This window comes from Avibacterium sp. 21-594, assembly GCF_026226815.1.
In the GTDB taxonomy this organism is placed as follows: Bacteria; Pseudomonadota; Gammaproteobacteria; order Enterobacterales; family Pasteurellaceae; genus Avibacterium; species Avibacterium avium.
The window spans coordinates 985,069-1,010,000 of the sequence record NZ_JAKKOC010000001.1; the positions used below are offsets into that span (position 1 = coordinate 985,069).

The window sequence follows — 24,932 nt, forward strand, 5'->3', positions numbered from 1 at the left end:
AACTAGTACAAGCCACTTTGCTCTCACTATCATAGATATCTTTACGATGAAAATGCGCTCAATAAATGAGCGCATTTTGTTTTTTAGAATTGATAATTAAAAGTGGCTATCATTTTACGTTCTTGATGATTGTTGGTCTGAACACTAAAATCAAAAGTGTAATTACCGATATTTTTGGCAATTCCCACTTTACCTATCCATTCTTGTCTTGAACGATCGAGCTTATATTCTTGTCCATTTAATTGAAGGCGATATGGATCGTCTAAGTTCACTTTCCAAGTCGGTTCAAGATAAAGGGTTATGCCACCGATATGATAGCTAAATTTACTTGATAGCTGTGTTTGGATGGCAAAATGATGAGCGAGTTTACCATTATCAGGCAGCTTGCTATCTAGCAGATAAGAACCTAGCACACCAATACGTGGCTGAATGACAAATTGGTTAAAGGTGAAGGTTTTATCATAACCAAGGTAAAGGTCGAGATAATCTGCGTGTACTGCGCTATCAAAAACATGGCGATAACGAACAAAGCTAGAAAAATCATACCATTTTGCATTAGCACCAATGCCCAACTGGTGAATATCATTATAACGATATTCAGCAAATGCCCCGACTTTCGTATGATCATTTAAGGATTGGTTAAACCCTGTTTGGAACCTTCCACCTAACCCCTGTTTATTGCTTTCACTTAATGTCGCTGTGAAATAATGATCATAGTTGAAGTTATCAATGATAGAAATATCTACATCGGTTAGATTTCTTAGCGTTTTCGCATATTTATCAAGATAATCTTGGCTAAACGCAACCTGTTCAGAGGAGGTTTGATCAGTAAGATTTTCTTCTTCATCATTAGATTCCACCGTTTCTTCTATGACTACAGTACGATTACTATCCTCAACTTGGGTTGCTTGAGTTGTTGGAGTTGAACTGCTTTCGTCATTGCTATTTCCATTAGATTCAACCACATTGTCGGATGTATCTACGAGCGTATCCACGCCTTTATCTGGTGTGACAGTTGGGCTGTCTTCAGCATTTTCAGATGAGGTTTCTGTTGCTGGATTTTCTTCAGAATTATCTGTGTTAGGCTTATCTAAGCCATTAGGTGTATCTGTGTTATTACTATCAGCGTTGGTTGGCTGCGGCTGCGTGCTAGTTGAGTTATCTTCCTTATACTGGCTTTCCTCAATCGCAGAGAAATATTTCTGATGATCATCAAGTTTAAAGGTAAACTCTGTTTTTTCTCCTGAGATAGTTGCTGTTACATCATTAGCCACTTTTAAAATATATTTACCAAGCACAGACAAATTAATTTCATCGTCAAGCATCAGCGTTGGATCGGCAACATAAACGTCTAGGTGTCCATTTTCTTCTGTCTTAATTACAGAAAGAGGATGATTCACCGCTAAACCATCTACTTCTCCCGCTTCAAAGAAATTAACAAAAAGACTATCGCCTACTTTTACTGCGTGTTGTTGAGCATTTTGTCGCAGAATTTGAATCGTATTTGTATCGAAATGTTTTACTTCATCTGCACTATAACCCGGCATAATGAGATAAGCATAACTTGCCTCTTTAGGTTTTTTCCCATGATTTAACCAAATTTTAGCAAATTCTGTTGAACCATCTTTACCCTTTTCTATAACAGCATATGGTTGCTGACCATCAAGGATTTTATAGCTAATAGTTTTTTCAGTAATAGGATCAATAAAATAAATAGTATTATCAGCATAAAATAAGGTTTGCTTTCCATTGATAATTCTATTATCAATTGTCGTCAATACTTGACCTTTATCCGTACTAGCAATATTCGAGCCTAGCGCGAGTACCACATCACCTAGCATTACCCAAGATTTCTTCGCTGTAGTTTTATCATTATAAGATGTGAAATCCATTGCAATAATGGCTTTAGTGGCATTGCCTTGTGAACCATCTGCCTTAATCCCATTATCTACACCACCCACAAATGTTTTACTGCTGCGATCTTTTAAGTATCGGCGTTGCTTTGAACCATCTTTCCGAATAGCGGTGCTTTCGGTTGTTCCCGGTAGCATATAGGAATCAACATTATGCCAATAATTCGTAAATGAATCGGTACTTTGGTTATCATAAATATAAGTCATTCCATCGCCAGTATACCAACCTTGAGGATTCTCGCTATTCATACTTTCATAGGCAGCAGTGCGATTTGAATGCATTGCAATAACAACTGTTCCCTTAGCACTTTTTTGTACAGCACGATCCATAAAAGAAAAACGTTTTACACCAACGGTTTCTGTTGGCTTAATATTTGGGTTATCAAGAATATTTTTTAAGATATTCCGCACCGTATCATTTGGCGCATCATCAAGAGAATAATGTTGTTCAACTAATGTACGTTTTAACAACCCTTGTAATGCCGGCTTGTATGTTGCTGGTGCGCTATCAATCAATAAGGAAATATCACTAATAAATCGTTTTGCGCGTGTAACATCGCTGCTATTTGGTCGAGTAATCGCGCGCCCATTTACCGAATCATTCATTCCACCATTTACTAATAACCAGCTATATCCCTTAAGAATTGATTCATAAATATTGTCCATTTTAGGATCACTAAACACAAAGTTTGGTGAATCTTTCAGCATATATGCAAAAAGCCCCAACCCTTCAATGAGAACTGAAGCATAAGTACCATTATAAGCCACGGAAGAATGTTGAATAAATGAACCATCGGTATAGAACCCATCATTCAGCGTGGCATCATTTGTATCACGAATACCGCTTTTGAGTTCTCCTACATCATAAATAGCACGGATTGCGCGTTGAACCTCATCATCATTACGCGTTAATAGACCACGCGCAAGTGAAACGGTAGAGGTATCTGTACGGTTTCCGCCAGTGCTTGTTCTTTTATCTTTTGACGTAGAATATTGTGCTGCTTCGGAGTTTGCCCCACTTGTTGTTGGATCTGGCTGGAAGTACGTTGTAGCTGCAATGAGCTTTTCTTTTAATTCATTAGGTAATTCATCACCCATTAAAATGAGTACATCATTCAACGATTTTGGAACACCAATTTCCCAGTTCCACCAGTTACCATATTCTTTGCCACCCACTTGGTAGCCGCCGCTATGAATTTTTTCCAAAGAAGAAACGATTAGCTGCTTAGCGTCTTGGTTTTGATAAAATTGCGAACCCGATTTATTATATCCTACGGCTAAATCTCTGATTGTATTCACTGTCGAGCGAATTTTTGCCCCAGCTGTTTTTTGTTCACTAAAATCAAAAGTATCGTCACTTAACAACGCTTGTTTCGCATTGTTAGCCACATTATTTATGGTGTCTAACGATATACCTGTAAGGTGGTTTTTCCAATTTTGTAATATTTGACTATAGGCATTTTGAGTTTTGGCGTGTTCCACAGCTACAACAGAATTTGTTTCAGCATAAACAGGTAAAGTCGGAATGCTGGCTAACATCACTGGCGCTAGCATACACATCACTTTTGATAAACGAAATCGGGGCATTTTTCTCTCCTTAAATAATACAAATAATGATAATGTGCGTTATGCTATGATGGTAATAACTAGAAAACAATCGTCATATTTCAAAAATGTGAACGCGATCAAAATAAAAATGAAATAAGATTTTAATTTTAAAGGTGTGGTGCTTCACAAGGTTTTTAGGTATATATTACCCAATATTCCCCTTGCCCAGCGGTTAAGTTTTGATATGATAGCCCGAGTATATTTTTATTAAACATTCATAAACAAAGACAAGAGATAACAAAATGGCCGATGATAGCCAAAGTACTGGCTTAGAAACAGTAAATAAAAAGAGTTTTTTGCAATCCCTATTTGGGCGGTTTTTCCAAGGTGAGCTGAAAAATCGTGAGGAATTGGTGGAGGTGATCCGTGATTCCGAACAGAATGAATTAATCGATCAAGATACCCGTGAGATGATCGAAGGGGTAATGGAAATCGCTGAATTGCGCGTACGAGATATTATGATCCCGCGCTCGCAAATTGTGTTTATTGAAACAGATCAGGATCTGGATTCTTGCTTGGAAACCATTATTGAAAGCGCTCACTCACGTTTTCCTGTGATCACGGACGAAAAAGACAACATCGCAGGGATTTTACACGCCAAAGAATTGCTCAAATTTTTACGTTCTAATGCAGAAGAATTTGATTTACTTTCCTTGCTTCGCCCTGTGGTGATTGTGCCAGAAAGTAAGCGGGTGGACAGAATGTTAAAAGATTTCCGCTCTGAACGCTTTCATATGGCCATTGTGGTGGACGAATTTGGTGCAGTGTCGGGCTTGGTCACCATTGAAGATATTTTGGAGCAAATCGTTGGCGACATTGAAGATGAATTTGATGAAGAAGATGTGGCGGATATTCGTCAGCTTTCGCGTCATACTTATGCCGTGCGCGCATTAACCGATATCGAAGACTTCAACCAGCAATTCCACACCCATTTTGCCGATGAAGAAGTGGATACCGTGGGCGGCGTGGTAATGCAAGCCTTTGGTCATTTGCCGAAGCGAGGCGAAGAAATCACCCTTGAAAACCTGCACTTCAAAGTTACTTCCGCAGACAGCCGCCGCATTATTCAGTTGCGCGTTACCGTGCCTGATGAATGTTTGGAAGAAATAGAAACTCACGAAGAAAATAACGATAACACTCAATGAAATCAGCATTAATTTATCTCATTGCTTTATTGTCAGGGGGATTAGGCGTTTTTGCCTTTTCTCCTTTTGATTTTTGGGGCGCGGCCTATGTTTCCCTATTGGGATTATTATGGGTGGCAAAAACAGCGAAAAAAAGCACCGCACTTTGTGGCGCATTTTTATGGGGCTTGAGCTTTTTTACTTTTGGGGTGAATTGGCTACACGTTAGTATTCACCAATTTGGTGGTTCACCTTTGTGGCTCAGCTATATTTTGGTGGTGTTGCTAGCGGCTTATCTCGCCCTGTTTCCAACGCTATTTACTTATTTAATTCAACGCTTTAAGGTGAATAATCTGGCACTTTATCCCGTGCTTTGGACATTCACCGAATTTTTACGCGGTTGGTTATTTACTGGCTTTCCGTGGTTGCAATTTGGCTACACACAAATCGACAGCACATTTTCAGGGCTTGCGCCAATCTTTGGTGTGCAAGGGTTAACTTTCTTTGTAATGTGGGTAAGTGCGGTGCTTTTTTCGCTGATTTCTCACCTATTACAAAAAGACAAAAAATGGTTGGTGATCACCTCACAATCGGCGTTGTGTTTAATCGTAAGCGGTTTAGCGATCTGGTCATCATCCGCCAATTATACGCAAGAAAAGCCAGAAAAAGCCTTAACCATCACCCTTGTGCAAGGCAATATTGAACAAAATTTGAAGTGGGATCCTGAATACCTCAACGCCACGCTAGAGATTTACAGCCGTCTTATCGCACAACATTTAGGTAAAAGCGATCTGATCATTCTGCCTGAAGCTGCACTGCCAACGCTCGAAAATCGTATTCAGCCGTTTTTGGCTTCCTTGCAACAAGTGGCACAAAACACCGGCACGCAAGTGATGATAGGCACCATTTACCAAGACTGGAAAAAAGGGAAATTATTCAATTCCATCATCAACTTAGGCGATCCTGATTTAGCTTATAGCGAGCAAACTAGCAACCGCTATAACAAACATCATCTTGTGCCATTTGGTGAATATGTACCGTTGGAAAATTTGCTGCGTCCACTAGGCTCAGTGTTTAATTTACCGATGTCAGCGTTCCAATCAGGGGAAGAAATTCAGCAACCATTTTTAGCCAAACAGCGCAAATTCACCCCTGCTATTTGTTATGAAATTATTTTTGGTGCGCAAGTGCAGAAAAATCTTCATGCAGAAACAGATTTCTTACTGACCATTTCCAATGACGCGTGGTTCGGTAACAGCATCGGCCCTTGGCAGCATTTGCAAATGGCCAGAATGCGTGCGTTAGAATTAGGCAAGCCTGAAATTCGCGCCACTAACACAGGAATCACGGCCTTTATTGATGCCAAAGGTCAAGTGATCGCCCAAGCACCACAGTTCGTGGAAACCACCTTAACCCAGCGTATTGCACCAACCGTAGGCAAAACACCTTATGCACAATTAGGTGATATGCCATTGTATTTATTGTGCTTTTTGCTAGTAATATTGCGTGGTGTGAATCTCTTGTTGTGGCGAATGATGAAAAAAAGAGCTTAGCAAACGCTAAGCTCTCAATCATATTATTTTCATTAATTTTTATTTCTTCAACGCCCCTAAAATCCCGCGCATAATTTGCTTGGTGATTTGGTTGCGAATATTGCGTCCGACCGATTTCGCTACGCTGCTCACCACTTGTTCAGTAACGCTCAGTTGTTCGCCGCGTTTTTTCTTGCCAAACAACATTCGGCTAAGGCTGCCCATAAAGCCGTTTTCTTCTTCCTCTTGAGCTTGTTCCGCTTGTTTTTGGGCGACGGCTGCCAGATCCGCTTGCTCTTGTAACATCTCAAAGGCAGAAACGTTATCCACATAATTATTGTAATAAGGGTAAAGATCGTCATCTTTCACCCATTGGTTGCGCTGCTCAATAGAAATCGGTTTAAGCTGACTTTTTGGTGGATAAATATAAGCAATTTCCACTGGCATTGGCATTCCTTTTTCATCAAGGAAAGACACCAAAGCCTGTCCCACACCCAAGGTCGAAATGGTTTCCACCACATTTACTTTTGGATTGGTACGGAACGTTTCGGCAGCCGATTTCACGGCTTTTTGATCGCGTGGCGTAAAGGCGCGCAAAGCGTGTTGCACGCGGTTTCCTAGCTGCCCTAATACCGTATCAGGCAAATCTAGTGGATTTTGTGTAACGAAATAAATCCCTACCCCTTTAGAACGAATCAAGCGCACCACTTGCTCCACTTTATCCACCAACGCAGCTGGCGCACCGTCAAATAATAAATGCGCTTCATCAAAGAACATCACAAATTTTGGTTTATCGGGATCGCCCACTTCAGGCAATTGTTCAAATAATTCCGCCATTAACCAAAGCAAAAACGCACTATACATTTTTGGTGAATTAATTAATTTTTCTGAATTTAATACGTTGATCACGCCACGTCCATCACGGGTTTGTAGCCAATCATCAAGGTTTAAAGCAGGCTCGCCAAACAATTTGCTTGCGCCCTCATTTTCTAAGGCAAGCAAGGCTCGCTGAATTGCCCCCACACTCGCGGCGGACACATTGCCATATTCCAATTGGAAGGTTTTGGCATTTTCTGCCACATATTTCAGCATTGCACGCAGATCTTTCAGATCGATCAGCAATAAGCCTTTATCGTCCGCCACGCGGAATACCAAATTGAGCAAGCCCTCTTGCGTGGCGTTGAGATTCAATAAACGAGAAAGCAACAATGGCCCCATTTCAGAAATGGTGGTGCGCAATGGAATCCCTGTTTCGCCAAACACGTCCCAGAAAGAAACGGGATAACCTTGCAAATAGCTTTCGCCACCTAGATGAAATTGTTCGATGCGCTCTGCCACTTTACCTTGGAATTCCCCGGCTTTTACCAAGCCCGACAAATCCCCTTTCACGTCCACCAAAAACACTGGCACACCATCATCGCTGAACGCTTCCGCCATTTTGCGTAAAGTAACGGTTTTCCCTGTCCCTGTTGCCCCTGCGATTAAACCGTGGCGATTTGCCATTTTAGCGGTTAATCCTAAAACTTCGCCTTGTTCTGTTTGTGCTAATGAATATTGCATATAAGCCTCTGAAATCGATCAAAATGTGGGTGCATAATAAGAAAAAAATAAAGTGCGGTCAAAAATTATCACAAATTCTGCTCGCCCTATTTTCTTTTTGGCAAATGAAATCATCAACTTGATGTGATATGCTTAGGCTAATTTGCCAACTAGTTGAAGGATCATTGTTGAAAAATGGACGAAAAAACCACCGCACTTTGTCCTTGCCAATCGGGTAACGCATATCAAGATTGTTGCCAGCCATTACATCAAAAGCAAAAAATTGCCCAAAACGCCGAACAATTAATGCGTTCGCGCTACGCTGCGTTTGTATTGCAAGATATTGATTATATTGTAGAAACCACCGTGCCAAGCCAGCAAACACTGTTAGATTATGATGCCTTAAAACAATGGGCGGCGCAAACCCAGTGGCTGGGCTTAGAGGTGCTAAAACACGATCCTAAATTAGATAAAACCCATAGTGCGGTGGAATTTAAGGCGAAATTTTTAAGCGCTGAGGGCGAGCAAATTCATCACGAAAAATCCTTATTTGTAAACGTGGGAGAACGCTGGTATTTTGCCGATCCCACTGTTACCCTGCCTGCAATGAAGCAGCCTTGTATTTGCGGTTCAGGGAAGAAATTTAAACATTGTTGTGGAGTAATGCTATGTCAGTTTTATGGCGAAAACTAAGCCTCTTTCTCAAAGTGTTTTGGTTGCGTTTCAATCAAAATAAACTCACCCAAGCGGCAGGCTATCTCACTTACAGCACAATGCTGGCGCTTGTGCCACTGATTATGGTGATTTTTTCCATTTTCTCGGCTTTCCCTGTGTTTAATGAAGTAACTGGCGAGCTGAAAGAATTTATTTTTACCAATTTTGCCCCCTCCGCCAGCGATACCGTGGGCGAATATATTGATCAATTTGTCGCTAATTCAAAACAAATGAGTGCGGTGGGGATCATCAGTTTGATCGTGGTGGCGCTGTTGCTGATCAACTCAATTGACCGCACCTTAAACAGCATTTGGCACGATGGCAGTGTGCGTCCAACAGTGTTTTCTTTCGCCATTTACTGGCTGATTTTAACCCTTGGGCCTATTATTATCGCCACCAGCATTGGGGTTAGCACCTATGTTACGAGCCTTGCTGGTGATTTGTTGCAATCGGAGCTGAGCTTGCCTTTCGGCTTAAAATTACTCAGCTTTATCCCCTTTATGCTCACTTGGTTTATTTTCACTTTAATTTATAAAATTGTGCCGAATAAATCTGTCAGCATTAAACATTCTGCCGCTGGAGCGTTGGTCGCTGCGGTATTCTTCACCTTGGGCAAACAGGCCTTTGCGTGGTACATCGCCAATTTCCCTTCTTACCAACTGATTTATGGCGCAATGGCAACATTGCCAATTATGTTACTGTGGATTCAGCTCAGCTGGATTGCCATTTTACTCGGCGCACAGCTGGCTGCGGTGCTAGGCGATATGCGTTTATTAAAAAATGGTGAGATTAAATTACAACAAATTGAGGAACAATAATGATCGCATTAATTCAACGAGTTGCCCAAGCTAAAGTAGAAGTCGATGGCAACATCACAGGGCAAATTCAACAAGGTTTGCTAGTGTTGCTTGGCGTGCAAAAAGAAGATGATGAAAGCAAAGCGGATCGTTTATTGGAAAAAGTCCTGAACTATCGCGTTTTCAGCGATGAACAAGGCAAAATGAATTTAAACGTCCAACAAGTAAACGGCGAATTGCTCGTGGTTTCCCAATTCACCCTCGCTGCCGACACTCAAAAAGGCCTACGCCCTAGTTTTTCCAACGGCGCAGCGCCACAAAAAGCCGAACAGCTTTACGATTACTTCGTGCAAAAAAGCCAACAACGCATTACCACCGCCACCGGCAAATTCGCCGCTGATATGCAAGTGAGTTTAATCAATGACGGGCCAGTTACGTTTTGGTTAGAAGTATAAAGTGCGGGTAAAATTGACTGATTTTTTTGCAAAACCGTTATGCAAAGTGGGCATCATCGCCCACTTTTTTGTTTAATGTGATTTGTTCCGTGCAGATTATTTTTTCGCGCGTTGTTCAGCGTGTGCTTTTTTCTGCTCTTTCATTTTTGCGCTGATTTCGCGGCGTTGGGTAGCGAGTTCAGCGTTGCGGATACGGTATTCGTCCACGCGCGTATCATAATCATCACGCATATTTTCGATAATTACGCGAATGTCTTCCACGCTCATATCATCGCGAATATATTGGTTTAAATTGTCTAATAAAAGTACACGTTTTTGGTTGTCACGGATTTTGCGGTTATTGTCATCAATATCACGCAATAGTTTGTTTTTTAAACGATACATACGCACATACTCCAAGACATCTTGGAAAGATTGTTTATTCACAGTTTCCATAATTTAACTCTCTAGTGGGATTAATATAAATTCAGTGGGCGAAAACGCCATTGCGTGGGTTAATGTAGTCTTTTTTGCTTTTTTCGTCAAAGTATTCCGCCATTTTTTGTGGGGAAAATCAAAAATTTTTCTGAATTAAATAAAAGCGGTTGATCCGCCTCCCTTGAGGTGATAAAACTAACAAATTCTTTTTACACAACCATCATAATTAGGAACGAAAAATGACACAGGTATTTAATTTTAGCGCAGGCCCTGCGATGATGCCGCGCGAAGTGTTAGAACAAGCGCAAGCGGAATTATTAAACTGGCAAGGTCAGCACACTTCAGTTATGGAAGTGAGCCACCGCGGTAAGCTGTTTATGGAACTGATTACCCAAGCAGAAAAAGATTTCCGCACGCTTTATCATATTCCTGATAATTACAAAATTCTCTTTTTACAAGGTGGTGCGCGCGGACAATTTGCCGCTGTGCCGATGAATTTAATTGGTGAAAAAGGCAAGGCGTTATATTTAACCAGTGGTCATTGGTCGGCGACAGCAGCCAAAGAAGCCCGTTTATTCTGTGAAGTCGATGAGATCAATATTTTATCCGAAGGTGCCGAATTAAAAGTGGATCGCCTTGATTTCAGCGATATTGCCGATCAGTATGATTATGTGCATTATTGCCCGAATGAAACCATTAGTGGTGTGGAAATTTTTGATGTGCCAAAGGTGGGCAATGCAGTATTAGTGGCGGATATGTCTTCCAATATTCTTTCGCGCGAAGTGGATATTAACCAGTTTGGCATTATTTATGCGGGCGCACAGAAAAATCTTGGCCCAGCAGGCATCACCATTGTGATCGTGCGTGAAGATTTAATCGGCAAAGCACGCAAAGCCACGCCATCTATTTGGAATTATGAAGTGCAAGCCAATAGCGATTCGATGATCAACACGCCACCAACTTTTGCGTGGTATTTGTGTTCTTTGGTGTTCAAATATTTGCTCGAACGCGGTGGCGTAAAAGCGGCGGAAAAACGCAATCAAGAAAAAGCACAGCTGCTTTATGATTATTTAGATCAAAGCGATTTCTATCATAATTCTGTGGCAAAAAACAACCGCTCTTTAATGAACGTTACCTTTAGCACAGGCAATGATGAACTGAATATGAAGTTTGTTAGCGAAGCCGCAGAAGCGGGTTTGCAAGCCTTAAAAGGCCATAAAGTGATTGGCGGAATGCGCGCCTCCACTTATAACGCAATGCCGATCGAAGGGGTAAAAGCCTTAATTGCGTTTATGGAAAAATTTGCTGCCGAAAATCGTTAATTTTATTTTATTATCAAAGGTTTGTTGATTATCTAGGCAAGCCTTTATTATTCGCTGTATCAACAAGTAAAACAAGGAACAAAAATGCAATTTATTGATGTTGCAAATGAGGGGGTGAAATCTCTCTCCCCTTATCAAGCAGGCAAGCCCATTGAAGAATTAGAACGTGAACTTGGCGTGCAAAATATTGTGAAATTAGCCTCTAACGAAAACCCTTTTGGCTTTCCACAAAGTGCGATTGACGCCATTCAAGCCCAGCTGCCGCACCTTACACGTTATCCAGATGCAAATGGTTTTGAATTAAAAGCCATAATCGCCGAAAAATTTGGCGTGAAGCCTGAACAAATCACCCTTGGCAATGGCTCGAACGATTTGTTGGAATTATTCGCTCACACCTTTGCCAGCGAAAAAGATGAAATTATTTATTCGCAATATGCCTTTATTGTCTATCCCTTGGTCACGAAAGCCATTAATGCAGTAGCAAGAGAAATTCCAGCCAAAAACTGGGGACACGATTTAGACGGCTTTTTGCAAGCGATCAATGACAAAACCAAGCTCATTTTCATCGCGAACCCGAATAATCCAACGGGAAATTTCCTTTCCCAACAAGAAATTGAACAATTTTTAGCGCAAGTACCAGCCCATATCATTGTGGTGCTTGATGAAGCCTATACAGAATTTACTCGTCCCGAAGAACGCATTGATTCCTTTGCCCTTGCGAAAAAATATCCAAATCTAATTATTTCTCGTTCTCTTTCAAAAGCTTACGGATTGGCAGGATTACGCATTGGCTATGCGGTGTCTAACCCTGAAATTGCGGATTTATTAAACCGTGTACGTCAGCCGTTTAACTGTAACGTACTGGCACTTTCCGCGGCTGCGGCGGTGCTGAAAGATGATGATTTCGTCGAAAAAGTGGCAGAAAACAACCGCACTGAAATGCAACGCTATGAACAATTTTGCCAGCAACATCAGCTGGAATATATTCCTTCCAAAGGCAATTTCATCACCATTGATTTTAAACGCCCAGCGCAGCCTATTTATGAACAATTATTGTGCGAGGGCGTGATTGTGCGTCCCATCGCAGGTTATGGAATGCCAAATCATTTACGCGTGAGCATTGGTCTGCCAGAAGAAAATGACAAATTTTTCACCGCACTTTTGAATGTATTAAATAAGGGCTAAAGGGAATATGGAAAAATTAACGCTACAACCTATTTCGTTTGTGGAAGGGGAAATTAATCTCCCCGGTTCAAAAAGTTTATCCAACCGCGCCTTGTTATTGGCCGCGCTCGCCAAAGGCACAACGCAGGTGCGAAATTTGCTCGATAGCGATGATATTCGTCATATGCTCAACGCCCTGCAAGCCCTTGGTGTGAAATATCAACTTTCTGAAGATAAATCGGTCTGCGAAATCGAAGGCGTTGGCGGTGCATTCCAATGGCAAAGCGGCTTATCCCTTTATTTAGGCAATGCTGGCACGGCAATGCGTCCTTTGAGCGCCGCATTATGCTTAAAAGGCGAACAGCCTGCGGAAGTGGTGCTGACGGGTGAACCAAGAATGAAAGAGCGTCCAATTAAGCATTTGGTGGACGCATTACGTCAAGTTGGCGCGAATATTAGCTATTTAGAAAATGAGGGCTACCCGCCCATTGCCATTCAAAATAGCGGTTTAAAAGGCGGAAAAGTGCAAATTGATGGCTCAATTTCTTCGCAATTTTTGACCGCACTTTTAATGGCTGCACCGCTTGCAGAAGGGGATATGGAAATTGAAATCATCGGCGATCTGGTTTCCAAACCTTACATTGACATCACCCTTGCAATGATGAAAGATTTCGGCGTTACCGTGCGTAATGATGGCTACCGCACGTTCTTTGTACAAGGCAACCAAAGTTACATCTCTCCAAAACGCTATTTAGTGGAGGGCGATGCCTCTTCCGCCTCTTATTTCCTTGCTGCAGGCGCAATTAAAGGAAAAGTGAAAGTTACCGGTATCGGCAAAAATTCCATTCAAGGGGATCGTTTATTTGCCGATGTACTAGAAAAAATGGGCGCAAAAATCACTTGGGGAGAAGATTTCATTCAAGCGGAAAAAGGCAATCTCAAAGGCATTGATATGGATATGAACCATATTCCTGATGCCGCAATGACGATTGCCACTACTGCGCTTTTTGCCGATGGCGAAACCGTGATCCGCAATATTTATAACTGGCGTGTAAAAGAAACCGACCGCCTTAGCGCAATGGCAACGGAACTACGAAAAGTGGGGGCAGAAGTGGAAGAGGGCGAAGATTATATCCGCATTCAGCCTCTCGACTTATCCGCGTTCAAAACCGCAGAAATCGCCACCTACAACGATCACCGAATGGCCATGTGCTTCGCCCTTGTGGCACTTTCCAACACCCCTGTTACCATTCTCGATCCCAAATGCACCGCGAAAACTTTCCCAACATTCTTTGAGGAATTTGCTAAAATCGCCAAATAACATTGACTGACTATAAAAAATAGCCCCAAGTTTTTACTTGGGGCTTTTAAATAAGCGATTATTATAACGCTAATTCTGGAAATAACATTTTAATCACGTCCAATGTGAGGCGGCGTGATTTTCCTGAGTAAGGGAAAATGTGCATCATCATCATTGGATTAAAATTGGCTTCAATTACGCCCCAAGATTGCAAGCTTGGCTCAGCGGGCTTGTGGAGATCAGGAATAATCAGATCCACGCCACAAACTGCCGCGCCCATTGCCTTGGTGATGCCAACGGCGAGCGCTTTATAGCTTGGGTGCATTTCATCGGTCATATCAATGCTATCACCGCCTGTGCTGATATTTGAATTTGCGCGTAACTGCACAATGCGCCCCACTTCAGGAATACTATCCACCGTTAAGCCTTGCTCTTTGAGTTGCAGTTTTTCAATATCGCCAAGGGCAATTTTTTTCAACGGTGTACGACTGCCATCGCCACGCAATGGGTGATCGTTTTTCGCCGCCACTAATTCTGCAACGCTGTGTTTGCCATCACCCACCACATTCGCTGGCACGCGTAATAGCACGGCAAGGGTTTCATCACCTAGCACGAAGAAACGATATTCTGTGCCAGTTAAATAATCCTCCACCATTACTTCTTTATCCTCACGGAAAGCGATTTCAATGGCTTTCGCAAAATCTTCACGGTTGCTAACACCTTGTTGGAAAATGGTGATGCCTAAACCATAATTGGTGGATTTTGGCTTAATTACCACGGCGCGCCCTTCAAATAAGCCATAATTCGCAATGGCTTGTTCGGCGGAGGTAAATTCCAAACTCTGTGGCACGTTAAAGCCTGCTTTATGCAACACTTTTTTGGTGACCACTTTGTTTTCCATAATTAATGGTGAAATGTAGCTGTCTTTTGAGGTCATATTGCCGTTTTTCACATATTCAATATGATCGCCTACTTGCAAGCAAAGGAACTGATCCTGCTCGTCCAAAATTTCTGTTTTAATGCCTTTTTGGATCAAATCAAACAATAACGCTTGGGTGGATAATTCCATATTATCAAATGCGGTTAAGGCATAAAAACGCTCAAAGGCATTGGCTTTATATTGTTGCGCAAGGGCTGCCCCAAGTTTTTGGTAATCACCAGCTTTTTCAATGGCTTGCACTAAACGTCCGCCAAGGGTTAAAGCCGGATCGGCAAACTGTTGTAATTTTTGTTGCACGATTTCACTGATTTCTTGCGGTGCGTGAATTTCTTGCAACATTGCTAATAATTGATTTAATAATTGTTCACCTTCAGCGGCATATTGGGTTGGTGAAAGGGGATTTTCTAGCGCTACTTCAGCCAATCTTGCCTTGCCTAATTCCACGCCATTTTGATCCACGGTTTCATCAAGCCAAATCATTAATAAGACGAAATAATGGATAAATTTCGCATCAGCAAGGGAAATACCGTATTGTTCAAATGGGTTGAGATCGAACAATCTAAATTCTAAATATTGAATGCCGTTGTTAAGCAATTCGCGGGCTTTTTTCGCACCGCGCAAACGCACATTAGAATAAAATTCTTTTTCGGCAATGAGCTTGCCTGTTTTCACCCAATGCTCAAGGCTTTCCACATAGCTTTCAATGCTATCAAAAGACACTTTAATTTCAGGATCATTCACATAGCCATATTGGCTTGAGCGCAGACTGCGTACATATTGCCCTGCTTTTAATGGGCTACCTTGTTTGAAATAATTGTCTTGCACCGTTGGCGTGGCAGCCAGTAGATAGAGCAGAACCCACTGATAGCGAAGAAAATTTTTCGCCATTTTGAGATATAAATCGTTCTGAAATTGCACCGCACTTTGATATTTTGACTGCGCTTTGAAAAGGGTTTGTACTAGTTCAGGATCAAGCTGGAAGTTGTAATGAATCCCACTCACCATTTGCTTATTTTTGCCATAAGATTTCACTAAATGCTCGCGGTAAGCCACATCTTCGGCATTGTCTAATTGTGCCACTTGAATTTGATCTTCTGGCGGCAAGCCTGCTGGCATACTGAGTGGGAACAAATATTCATCTTCTGGAATAGAACGCAGCACCACTTGATGAATGGCAGAAAGCCAACGCAGGCTATCTTCCAATTTATGCTGTGGTGGGGTGATCATTTCCACTTGGCTTTCAGCAAAATCCGTTTGAATATAAGGGTGATACGATCGATTGCCAAAAACCTTAGGGTGTTCTGTGGTTACGATAGAACCGTCTGCGTGTACACGCTGGCTCTCTTTTTCAATCCCAAATGAGCCTTGTTGGAATAACAGCCCAAGATGGTTTTGTTTAATGGTTTGTTGGATTTTCATATTTTTCCTTCTATTCAAGGTCAGGACAATGCTGACTATTATCTAAGCTCATTACTAAAAAGGCAAAAACTAAATCTTTATGAGTTATAGCGATTTGATCTTAAACAAGCATCGCATATTTCGCCATAAAATAGATAGGCGGATTTTACTCCGCCCCAGTTAGAAAACCTTAATCAGTTTTTGCTTTTGTTCTCGCTTAATGCTCTTCTCTTGCGTGGTTTAAGCTGTATTTTGGAATTTCCACCACAAGATCTTCATTACCAATTTGGCATTGGCAGCTTAAACGGCTATCTACTTCTAAGCCCCAAGCCTTATCTAGCATATCGTCTTCCGCTTCGCTGCTTTCATTTAAACTATCAAAGCCTTCGCGAATAATCACGTGGCAAGTGGTGCAAGCGCAAGATTTATCGCAAGCGTGTTCAATTTCAATGCCTGCATCTAATGCCACATCTAATAAATTATCCCCTTCGGCAGCGTCCACCACCATTCCTTCCGGACAAAGGGTTTCGTGAGGTAAAAAAATCACTTTAGCCATAATCACTATTCCTTAAAATTCTCAATTTCATCAATAGAATGCCCTGAAAGTGCCGTTCTAATTGATTTATCCATACGGCGTGCGGCAAATTCTTGCGTGGCACGATCCAAGGCTTTAATGCCTTGCTTAATGGCAAGGCTATCTTCTTGTTGTACTAATTCTTGCAGCGAAATTAACGCATTTTTCACCGCACTTAATTCTTCATCATTCAGCAGACTTTCGTCCTGTTGCAAGGCAGAATGCACGCTTTCAATCACACGGGTTGCTTCCACGCGCTGTTCCGCTAATAAACGTGCTTGAATGTCTTCTTTGGCGTTTTCCATTGAGGCTTTCAACATTGCGGCAATTTCTTCATCAGTTAGCCCGTAAGAGGGTTTCACCTGAATGGAAGATTGCACGCCAGTGGATTTTTCCATTGCGGTTACGCTCAGAAGACCGTCTGCGTCCACTTGATAGGTAACACGAATATGCGCAGCCCCTGCTGCCATTGGCGGAATACCACGCAAGGTAAAACGCGCTAGGGATCGGCAATCTGCAACCATTTCACGCTCACCTTGCACAATATGCACGCTCATTGCGGTTTGGCCGTCTTTAAAGGTGGTGAACTCTTGCGCTCTTGCCACAGGAATGGTGGTGTTGCGTGGAATGATTTTTTCCACTAAACCGCCCATTGTTTCAATCCCTAAGGAAAGCGGAATCACGTCCAATAGCAACATTTCGCTATCTGGTTTGTTACCCACCAAAATATCCGCTTGAATAGCCGCACCAAGCGCTACAACTTTATCAGGATCGATAGAAGTTAATGGCTCACGTTGGAAAAACTCGCCCACTTTTTCACGCACAAATGGCACACGGGTTGAACCGCCCACCATCACCACTTCACGCACATCTTGCGGGCTGATGCCTGCATCTTTTAATGCACGGCGACAAGCCATTAATGAACGTTTCAGCAACGGCTCAATAAGCTGATTAAAAGTTTCGCGACTAAGCTCACCTTGCCAATTTTGATATTCAACGCGGCTACTTTGTGCGTCAGACAACGCGGTTTTCAGCTGTTTCGCTAAGTTCCAAAGCTCACGGGTTTGTTGATCATTTTGCGGTGCAATGCCAGATTGTTCCACGATCCAATCGGCGATGAGATGATCGAAATCATCACCGCCCAATGCGGTATCACCACCCGTAGCCAGCACTTCAAACACGCCTTTGGATAAACGCAAAATGGAAATATCAAAGGTGCCGCCGCCTAGATCGTAAACCGCAATAACGCCTTCTTGGCCGCTGTCTAAGCCGTAGGCAATAGCGGCAGCAGTGGGTTCGTTAAGTAAACGTAATACGTTTAACCCTGCCAATTTCGCGGCATCTTTGGTACTTTGGCGTTGTGCGTCATCAAAATAGGCTGGCACGGTGATCACCGCCCCTTGCAATTCGCCACCTAGGCGTTTTTCTGCAAGTGCGGTCAATTTTTTCAGAATTTCGCTTGAAACTTCAATCGGGCTACGCACACCTTGCGCGGTTTCAAATAAAGGCAATCCATTTTCACTTTGCTGAAAACGGTAAGGCAAATTCGGGTAGCGATGTTGCACGTCCGCCAATGAACGGCCGATTAAACGCTTAACAGAAATAATGGTATTTTGCGGATCAAGACTGGCTAATTCCCCGGCTTCATACCCCACAAGCACGGGCTGGTTGGCAGAAAAATTAACAATTGAAGGCGTTAATGCACGCTCTTTTTCGTCCAATAAAATTTCTGCCATTCCACTGCGCACGATGGCAACAAGGGAATTGGTTGTGCCAAGATCAATGCCCACCGCTAATTTGTGTTGGTGCGGCGCGCTGGTTTGTCCTGGTTCCGCAATTTGTAATAAAGCCATTGTTATTCTCTTTAAAAATCCATTAAGTTGTCTTCAATGCGTTCAACTTCAAGTAACAGTTTTTTGATGAAACGTAAACGATCCGTCAGCATTTGTGCCGTTGCCCAATCTTGCGCAGAAAGTGCGGTGTTTAATTGGCTTAAAATTTCCTGCCGTTGTGCGCTGATTTGATCAGAAAACTGCATTAGCGCATCGCTGTCTTTCTGCTGTTCAATTTCTTCGAGCGCTTCGCGCCATTGCATTTGTTGCATTAAAAATGCCATATCTTGGCTGGTTTTTTCTTCCACATTTTGGTTGCCTAAATGCAAGGCGATAATGCTATCCGCACGGGCAATGGGATCTTTTAATATTTGCAAGGCATCATTCACTTCTGCCGATTTTTGCATTGCTAAACGCTGTTCTTGCGTTGAACGATGTGCAAAATTATCGGGATGCAGGGATTTTTGCAATGCCAAATAACGGTTATTCAAGAGATCAAGATCAAGTGAAAATGCCACTGGCAAATCAAACAATGCAAAAGGATTGCTCATTGGTGTTCCTATTAAACGTTAAAACTTTCGCCGCAGCCACATTCATCTTTCACGTTAGGATTGGTGAATTTGAACCCTTCGTTTAAGCCTTCTTTGACAAAATCAAGTTGGGTGCCGTTGAGATACACCAAGCTTTTGGTATCCACGATCACTTTCACACCGTGATCTTCAAAGACTTGATCGTCTTCGTTTAAGGTATCCACAAATTCAAGCACATAAGCCAAGCCTGAACAGCCTGAGGTTTTAATGCCTAAGCGTAACCCAATGCCTTTGCCACGGTTAGCAAGGAAGGTTTTGACGCGATTTGCTGCACTTTCGGTTAATGTTACGCTCATAAGGTTCTCCACAAAATGATGAAAAGTGCGGTTAAATTTCACCGCACTTTTATTTGCTTAAATTATTCGCCGCGTTTTGCTTTGTAATCAGCGATAGCTGCTTTAATGGCATCTTCTGCCAAAATAGAGCAATGCACTTTTACTGGTGGAAGTTCTAATTCTTCCGCAATTTGGCTATTTTTGATGGCTTGGGCTTCATCAAGGGATTTGCCTTTCACCCATTCAGTGATCAATGAGCTTGAAGCAATGGCTGAACCGCAGCCGTATGTTTTGAATTTTGCATCTTCAATAATGCCATCATCATTTACTTTGATTTGTAACTGCATTACATCGCCACAAGCAGGCGCACCCACCATTCCGCTTCCCACGGTTGGATCTTTTTTGTCGAATGAACCTACGTTACGCGGGTTCTCATAATGATCGATTACTTTGTCGCTATATGCCATTTTTCTGTTCCTTTTGCTAAATTAATGGTGAGTCCACTCAATTGAGTTAAGATCAATGCCTTCTTTGAACATATCCCATAATGGGGATAATTCTCTTAATTTTTCCACCGCACCTTTCACCAGATTGATGGTGTAGTCAATTTCTTCTTCGGTGGTGTAACGTCCCACAGTAAAGCGGATTGAGCTGTGTGCAAGTTCATCGTTTAATCCTAAAGCACGCAATACATAAGACGGCTCAAGGCTGGCTGAAGTACAAGCTGAGCCTGATGAAACGGCAATATCACGCAATGCCATCATTAAACTTTCACCTTCCACATAGTTGAAGCTGATGTTTAGGTTGTTGTCCACACGATGTTCCATTGAACCATTCACATAGGTTTCTTCGATGTCTTTTAAGCCGTTGTACAAACGATCACGCAATGCTTTTAAGCGTGGCATTTCGGTTGCCATTTCTTCTTTACAAATGCGATAAGCTTCGCCCATACCCACGATTTGGTGAACAGGCAATGTACCTGAACGCATACCACGTTCGTGGCCGCCACCGTGAATGATCGCTTCTAAACGAACGCGCGGTTTACGGCGTACGTATAACGCACCAATCCCTTTTGGCCCGTAAAGTTTGTGGCTTGACATCGACATTAAGTCCACGTTCAATTCCGCCAAATTAATCGGCAATTTACCCACACTTTGTGTTGCATCAGTGTGGAAAATAATTTTGCGCTCACGGCAAAGATCGCCAATGGCTTTAATATCTTGGATCACACCAATTTCGTTATTAACGTGCATAATAGACACTAAAATGGTGTCATCACGCATTGCATTTTTTAATTCTTCTAAGTCGATTAAACCGTCTGATTTTGGTGTTAAGTAGGTAACTTCAAAGCCTTCACGTTCTAATTGACGGCAAGTATCTAGCACCGCTTTGTGTTCTGTTTTGCAGGTGATAATGTGTTTGCCTTTGCTTTGATAAAAATGCGCAGCACCTTTAATTGCAAGGTTGTCAGCTTCTGTTGCGCCTGACGTAAACACGATTTCACGGCTATCCGCACCGATTAAATCGGCAATGTGATTACGCGCCACATCAACGGCTTCTTCTGCTTGCCAGCCGAATTTATGAGAACGGGACGCAGGGTTCCCGAACGTGCCTTCGATGGTTAAAAACTCCATCATTTTTTTGGCAACACGTTCGTCCACAGGGCAAGTTGCCGCATAATCTAAATAAATAGGTAATTTCATTCTACACTCCTAAAAAAATCTATTATTTTGCACCGCACTTTATTTATTAAAGCTAAGGGCTTCACTTTATTAAAGCTAAGAGCTTTATTTTTAAGGCAAAAGATTTTGATGATAAAAAAACTAAGCGCTTTCGTTTAGCATCACCAAATTGTCAAAATCTTTATGATGACGGTGCTGAGGCTTTTCCTGATGATGTTTTTCCACCAGTTCCGCCAAAGTAATTTCATTTAAAAAATTTTCAATTCGCTGGCTGAGTTCGTCCCATAATGAATGGGTTAAACATTGCTGCCCGCCTTTGCAATCCCCTTGTCCTAAGCAACGGGTTACGGTGATATTTTCATTCACCGCAGCGATGATCATTCCAATGGAAATTTTATCGCTTGGCTGCCCAAGCTGATACCCCCCACCAGGGCCACGTACACTTTTCACCAAACCGTGGCGGCGTAATTTTGCGAATAATTGTTCTAAATAAGAAAGGGAAATATGCTGTCTTTCTGAAATATCAGCCAAGCTAACAGGGCCATTTTCAGTATTTAATGCAATATCTAAAATCGCAGTTACAGCATAACGACCTTTTGACGTTAATTTCATCTTCTACTTCCTTCTAGCAATTAGGCGGTTATCTTACATAACCTTCTAAATTAGTCAACTATTCCCTATTGAAATTTCCGCTTTTTTCCACCGCACTTAACATTCCGCGTAGGATATTTAATTCATTTTTTTCCACTTCAGCGCGCAGATATAAACGTCTTAATTTTTGCATAACACCTTGATTTTGAATGAAACCTAGCTGTTGATAAAGACGTTCCGTATGGGCAAAAAAGTATTCTAATTCCTGTGCCGTTGGATAGGTGCTTTCTATTGATGAAAGTGATAAATCCACATCTTTTTTATTTTCTTCCAACCACGCCATTCGCAATTCATAGCATATTAATTGCACTGCCATTGCTAAATTCAGCGAAGAATAATCAGGATTGGCAGGAATGGTTAAATGATAACGACATTTCAGCAATTCTTCATTGGTTAGTCCAATACGTTCGCGCCCGAACACGATAGCGACTTTATGCTGTTTTGCAAAGGCGACTGCTTTTTCCGCACAAGCTCGGGGTTCAAGTAAGGTGCTTTGCAAATGACGCAGGCGAGCGCTTGTGCCAATAACAAACTCACAATCCGCCACGGCTTGATCAAAGGTTGGCACGATAACCGCGTTTCTCACCACATCATCAGCCCCCGCCGCTAATGCAATGGCTTGCTCATCAACACCTTGTTTTGGCGCAACGAGATAAAGCTGGCTTAATCCCATTGTTTTCATTGCGCGTGCCGCTGATCCAATATTGCCGCTATGAGAGGTTTCTACAAGCACAATGCGAATATTTTCTAACATTTTGATTCTGCATTATCTGACTACAAATTGTGGGTATTCTAGCACAATACCCACAAAGTGCGGTCAGAAATAGGAAAATTTTTCACGCCCAACAGGGTTTTTCTCGCTTTTTGCTTAAAAAATCACTATAATTCTTGCCCTTAAATGATGTTCTTTAAAATCTGGTGGAAATATGAATCCAATGTTAAATATCGCTATTCGTGCGGCACGAAAAGCGGGCAATATTATTGCTAAAGGTTATGAACGCCGTGATGATATTCAAGCGGTGGCAAAAAGCGCGAATGATTTTGTTACCAATATTGATAAAGCGTCTGAAGCAGCTATTATTGATGTGATCCAAAAAGCCTATCCTGACCATACCATTATTACCGAAGAAAGTGGCGCGTTAGAAGGCAAGGAAAGCGATGTGCAATGGGTTATTGATCCACTAGATGGTACGACAAATTTCATCAAGGGATTACCGCATTTTTCGGTTTCTATCGCGGTTCGCGTGAAAGGCAGAACCGAAGTTGGCGTGGTTTATGATCCTATCCGTAATGAACTCTTCACTGCTGTGCGTGGACAAGGCGCAAAAATCAACGAACTGCGTCTGCGTGCAGAAAACACCAAACGTGAATTGCAAGGCGCAATCTTAGCTACCGGTTTCCCATTCAAAAAAATGTCGGCAATGCCAACGCAATTTGCAATGATGAGCTATCTTGTTAATGAGGGCAAAGTGGCTGACTTCCGCCGTACTGGCTCAGCAGCGTTAGATATGTGCTATGTGGCAGCTAACCGTGTCGATGGCTATTTTGAAATGGGCGTGAAGGCTTGGGACATTGCAGCAGGTGATCTTATCGCCCGCGAAGCAGGTTGTTTAGTTACCGATTTTGAAGGCGGACATAGCTATTTAACTTCAGGCAACGTGGTCGCCGCCCCTGCGCGTTTAGTTAAAGAAATCTTAAACCAAATTCAGCCTTGCTTAAAGCCTGCTTAAATAAACTAGGTTAGTATTACTTCTTTAAACACCTCACTTTGTGGGGTGTTTTTATTTCACTTGAAAGTAGCCACTAGGCAGGGCTCGAAATCACCTACACACAATCCCCGGTACTCTTTCAACCGTTCGTCCGCGATCGTCGAGATTCATCGCTTTTCTAGTGGCTAGGTCAAATATAACACATTCAACTTTTATCACAAGTGTTGATTATTATGCTCTTAAAGAAAGTTATGAATAAAATCATTGCCTAGATAATAACGCCAGCCTTTTGTCACCAAATGCTAAAAATTCAAAAATTTTCACCGCACTTTAAAATTCTTCCTAACCGTATTTCTCGCTTCAATTTCTGGTATGGGAATAAAAAGTGCGGTGGTTTTTTATCTGATTTTTGACGGTTATATGCTATGGACAGATTTAGTCTATTCTGGACTGATAAAATTTTAGTGAGTGATTTTGATTGGTTACCAAAATAAGTGAATAGGAATAGGGAGCCATTTAATATATAGAATCAGTTCAATATCAATTTATAAATACTTTATTAATACGATAAATAATCAATAACAAAATAAAAAAACGCCACCGAGTTCCCTCAATGGCGTTCTTCTCTCATTCAAAACCTGGCGGTGTCCTACTCTCACATGGGAATTTCCCACACTACCATCGGCGTTACAGCGTTTCACTTCTAAGTTCGGCATGGATTTAGGTGGGTCCACTGCACTAGCGCCGCCAAGATAATTCTTTAGATTCTTTATATCTTTTCTCTTAGTCGATAACTTCTCTTATTTCTATGCCATTATCCGACTAAGTGTCTTTATTCTTACTCTTTCTTTCCAATCAAAAACAAGCCAAAACCCTTGAGCGTTGTATAGTTAAGCCTCTCGGGCAATTAGTACTGGTTAGCTCAACGACTCACATCGCTTACACACCCAGCCTATCTACGTCTTAGTCTCAAACAACCCTTACAGTCTTATAGACTGGGAGAACTCATCTCAAGGCAAGTTTCGTGCTTAGATGCTTTCAGCACTTATCTCTTCCGCATTTAGCTACCCAGCAGTGCCTCTGGCGAGACAACTGGTACACCAGTGATGCGTCCACTCCGGTCCTCTCGTACTAGGAGCAGCCCCTCTCAATTCTCCAACGCCCACGGCAGATAGGGACCGAACTGTCTCACGACGTTCTAAACCCAGCTCGCGTACCACTTTAAATGGCGAACAGCCATACCCTTGGGACCTACTTCAGCCCCAGGATGTGATGAGCCGACATCGAGGTGCCAAACACCGCCGTCGATATGAACTCTTGGGCGGTATCAGCCTGTTATCCCCGGAGTACCTTTTATCCGTTGAGCGATGGCCCTTCCATTCAGAACCACCGGATC

The 24,932-nt window shown here is 42.2% G+C and carries 21 protein-coding genes and 2 rRNA genes (1 of these 23 running past the window's edge); 9 read left to right on the forward strand and 14 right to left on the reverse strand.

Features of this window, described 5'->3' with window-relative positions:
* Positions 1-83: 83 nt before the first annotated feature.
* Entirely contained in the window at positions 84-3,500 is a 3,417-nt protein-coding gene (locus L5B76_RS04595; RefSeq protein ID WP_265754431.1) for a polysaccharide lyase 8 family protein, read from the reverse strand.
* 263 nt (positions 3,501-3,763) lie between these two features.
* On the opposite strand from L5B76_RS04595, the gene corC reads away from it, so the two are divergent.
* Both corC and lnt read left to right on the forward strand, forming a co-directional pair.
* Positions 3,764-4,666 carry a CNNM family magnesium/cobalt transport protein CorC gene (gene corC / locus L5B76_RS04600; RefSeq protein ID WP_265754432.1) on the forward strand — a complete coding sequence of 301 codons (903 nt, stop codon included), beginning with the start codon at positions 3,764-3,766 and terminating at the stop codon, positions 4,664-4,666.
* Positions 4,663-6,198 carry an apolipoprotein N-acyltransferase gene (lnt, locus tag L5B76_RS04605; protein WP_265754434.1) on the forward strand — a complete coding sequence of 512 codons (1,536 nt, stop codon included), beginning with the start codon at positions 4,663-4,665 and terminating at the stop codon, positions 6,196-6,198. Before corC ends, lnt begins: the two co-directional genes overlap by 4 nt.
* A gap of 39 nt (positions 6,199-6,237) precedes the next feature.
* On the opposite strand, the gene L5B76_RS04610 is transcribed toward lnt, so the two are convergent.
* Positions 6,238-7,737, reverse strand: a complete 1,500-nt coding sequence (locus tag L5B76_RS04610; RefSeq protein ID WP_265754435.1) for a helicase HerA-like C-terminal domain-containing protein — start codon at positions 7,735-7,737, stop codon at positions 6,238-6,240.
* Between the two features lie 174 nt (positions 7,738-7,911).
* Between L5B76_RS04610 and L5B76_RS04615 the strand changes: the two genes are divergently transcribed.
* From L5B76_RS04615 to dtd, 3 genes are read left to right on the forward strand one after another with little or no spacing between them, the layout of a single operon-like run.
* On the forward strand, positions 7,912-8,409 hold the full coding sequence (locus tag L5B76_RS04615) for a YchJ family protein (protein WP_265754436.1): 498 nt from the start codon (positions 7,912-7,914) through the stop codon (positions 8,407-8,409).
* Positions 8,385-9,248: a virulence factor BrkB family protein gene (locus L5B76_RS04620; protein WP_265754437.1), complete on the forward strand. Its 864-nt coding sequence runs from the start codon at positions 8,385-8,387 to the stop codon at positions 9,246-9,248. Before L5B76_RS04615 ends, L5B76_RS04620 begins: the two co-directional genes overlap by 25 nt.
* A complete protein-coding gene (gene dtd, locus L5B76_RS04625) occupies positions 9,248-9,682 on the forward strand; it encodes a D-aminoacyl-tRNA deacylase (RefSeq protein ID WP_265754438.1) in 435 nt (144 codons plus the stop codon). The genes L5B76_RS04620 and dtd overlap by 1 nt, the downstream gene beginning before the upstream one ends.
* Before the next feature lie 96 nt (positions 9,683-9,778).
* On the opposite strand, the gene L5B76_RS04630 is transcribed toward dtd, so the two are convergent.
* Positions 9,779-10,117 carry a DUF496 family protein gene (locus L5B76_RS04630; RefSeq protein WP_103853283.1) on the reverse strand — a complete coding sequence of 113 codons (339 nt, stop codon included), beginning with the start codon at positions 10,115-10,117 and terminating at the stop codon, positions 9,779-9,781.
* 221 nt (positions 10,118-10,338) lie between these two features.
* Here L5B76_RS04630 and serC point away from each other — a divergent pair, with 221 nt between their 5' ends.
* The 3 genes from serC to aroA all read left to right on the forward strand — a co-directional run bounded on the left by serC (position 10,339) and on the right by aroA (position 13,906).
* Positions 10,339-11,421, forward strand: a complete 1,083-nt coding sequence (gene serC, locus L5B76_RS04635) for a 3-phosphoserine/phosphohydroxythreonine transaminase (RefSeq protein WP_265754439.1) — start codon at positions 10,339-10,341, stop codon at positions 11,419-11,421.
* Between the two features lie 84 nt (positions 11,422-11,505).
* Positions 11,506-12,606, forward strand: coding sequence for a histidinol-phosphate transaminase (gene hisC / locus L5B76_RS04640; RefSeq protein WP_265754440.1), 1,101 nt, complete (start codon positions 11,506-11,508; stop codon positions 12,604-12,606).
* Positions 12,607-12,613: 7 nt separating this feature from the next.
* On the forward strand, positions 12,614-13,906 hold the full coding sequence (gene aroA, locus L5B76_RS04645) for a 3-phosphoshikimate 1-carboxyvinyltransferase (protein ID WP_265754441.1): 1,293 nt from the start codon (positions 12,614-12,616) through the stop codon (positions 13,904-13,906).
* Between the two features lie 61 nt (positions 13,907-13,967).
* Here the strand turns inward: aroA and gshAB are convergent, their stop codons facing one another.
* The 9 genes from gshAB to trmJ form a co-directional block, all read right to left on the reverse strand.
* Entirely contained in the window at positions 13,968-16,244 is a 2,277-nt protein-coding gene (gene gshAB, locus L5B76_RS04650) for a bifunctional glutamate--cysteine ligase GshA/glutathione synthetase GshB (RefSeq protein WP_265754442.1), read from the reverse strand.
* A 196-nt stretch (positions 16,245-16,440) separates the two neighbouring features.
* Positions 16,441-16,779 (reverse strand): ISC system 2Fe-2S type ferredoxin, encoded by a 339-nt coding sequence (fdx, locus tag L5B76_RS04655; RefSeq protein WP_017805156.1) that lies wholly within the window; start codon positions 16,777-16,779, stop codon positions 16,441-16,443.
* 5 nt (positions 16,780-16,784) lie between these two features.
* Positions 16,785-18,650: a Fe-S protein assembly chaperone HscA gene (gene hscA, locus L5B76_RS04660; protein WP_265754443.1), complete on the reverse strand. Its 1,866-nt coding sequence runs from the start codon at positions 18,648-18,650 to the stop codon at positions 16,785-16,787.
* An 11-nt stretch (positions 18,651-18,661) separates the two neighbouring features.
* On the reverse strand, positions 18,662-19,180 hold the full coding sequence (gene hscB, locus L5B76_RS04665; protein ID WP_265754444.1) for a Fe-S protein assembly co-chaperone HscB: 519 nt from the start codon (positions 19,178-19,180) through the stop codon (positions 18,662-18,664).
* 11 nt (positions 19,181-19,191) lie between these two features.
* Entirely contained in the window at positions 19,192-19,515 is a 324-nt protein-coding gene (gene iscA, locus L5B76_RS04670; protein WP_035686194.1) for an iron-sulfur cluster assembly protein IscA, read from the reverse strand.
* A 62-nt stretch (positions 19,516-19,577) separates the two neighbouring features.
* On the reverse strand, positions 19,578-19,961 hold the full coding sequence (iscU, locus tag L5B76_RS04675) for a Fe-S cluster assembly scaffold IscU (protein WP_035686196.1): 384 nt from the start codon (positions 19,959-19,961) through the stop codon (positions 19,578-19,580).
* Between the two features lie 21 nt (positions 19,962-19,982).
* Positions 19,983-21,197 carry an IscS subfamily cysteine desulfurase gene (locus tag L5B76_RS04680; protein WP_035686199.1) on the reverse strand — a complete coding sequence of 405 codons (1,215 nt, stop codon included), beginning with the start codon at positions 21,195-21,197 and terminating at the stop codon, positions 19,983-19,985.
* A 120-nt stretch (positions 21,198-21,317) separates the two neighbouring features.
* Positions 21,318-21,788: a Fe-S cluster assembly transcriptional regulator IscR gene (gene iscR / locus L5B76_RS04685; protein ID WP_103853939.1), complete on the reverse strand. Its 471-nt coding sequence runs from the start codon at positions 21,786-21,788 to the stop codon at positions 21,318-21,320.
* 58 nt (positions 21,789-21,846) lie between these two features.
* Positions 21,847-22,581, reverse strand: a complete 735-nt coding sequence (gene trmJ / locus L5B76_RS04690) for a tRNA (cytosine(32)/uridine(32)-2'-O)-methyltransferase TrmJ (protein WP_265754447.1) — start codon at positions 22,579-22,581, stop codon at positions 21,847-21,849.
* A gap of 172 nt (positions 22,582-22,753) precedes the next feature.
* On the opposite strand from trmJ, the gene suhB reads away from it, so the two are divergent.
* A complete protein-coding gene (gene suhB / locus L5B76_RS04695; RefSeq protein WP_265754448.1) occupies positions 22,754-23,557 on the forward strand; it encodes an inositol-1-monophosphatase in 804 nt (267 codons plus the stop codon).
* Between the two features lie 615 nt (positions 23,558-24,172).
* Here suhB and rrf read toward each other — a convergent pair.
* Together rrf and L5B76_RS04705 are read right to left on the reverse strand one after the other, a co-directional pair.
* Positions 24,173-24,288 (reverse strand): 5S ribosomal RNA (rrf, locus tag L5B76_RS04700).
* A 134-nt stretch (positions 24,289-24,422) separates the two neighbouring features.
* Positions 24,423-24,932, reverse strand: a 23S ribosomal RNA gene (locus L5B76_RS04705); it runs 2,483 nt beyond the window's last position.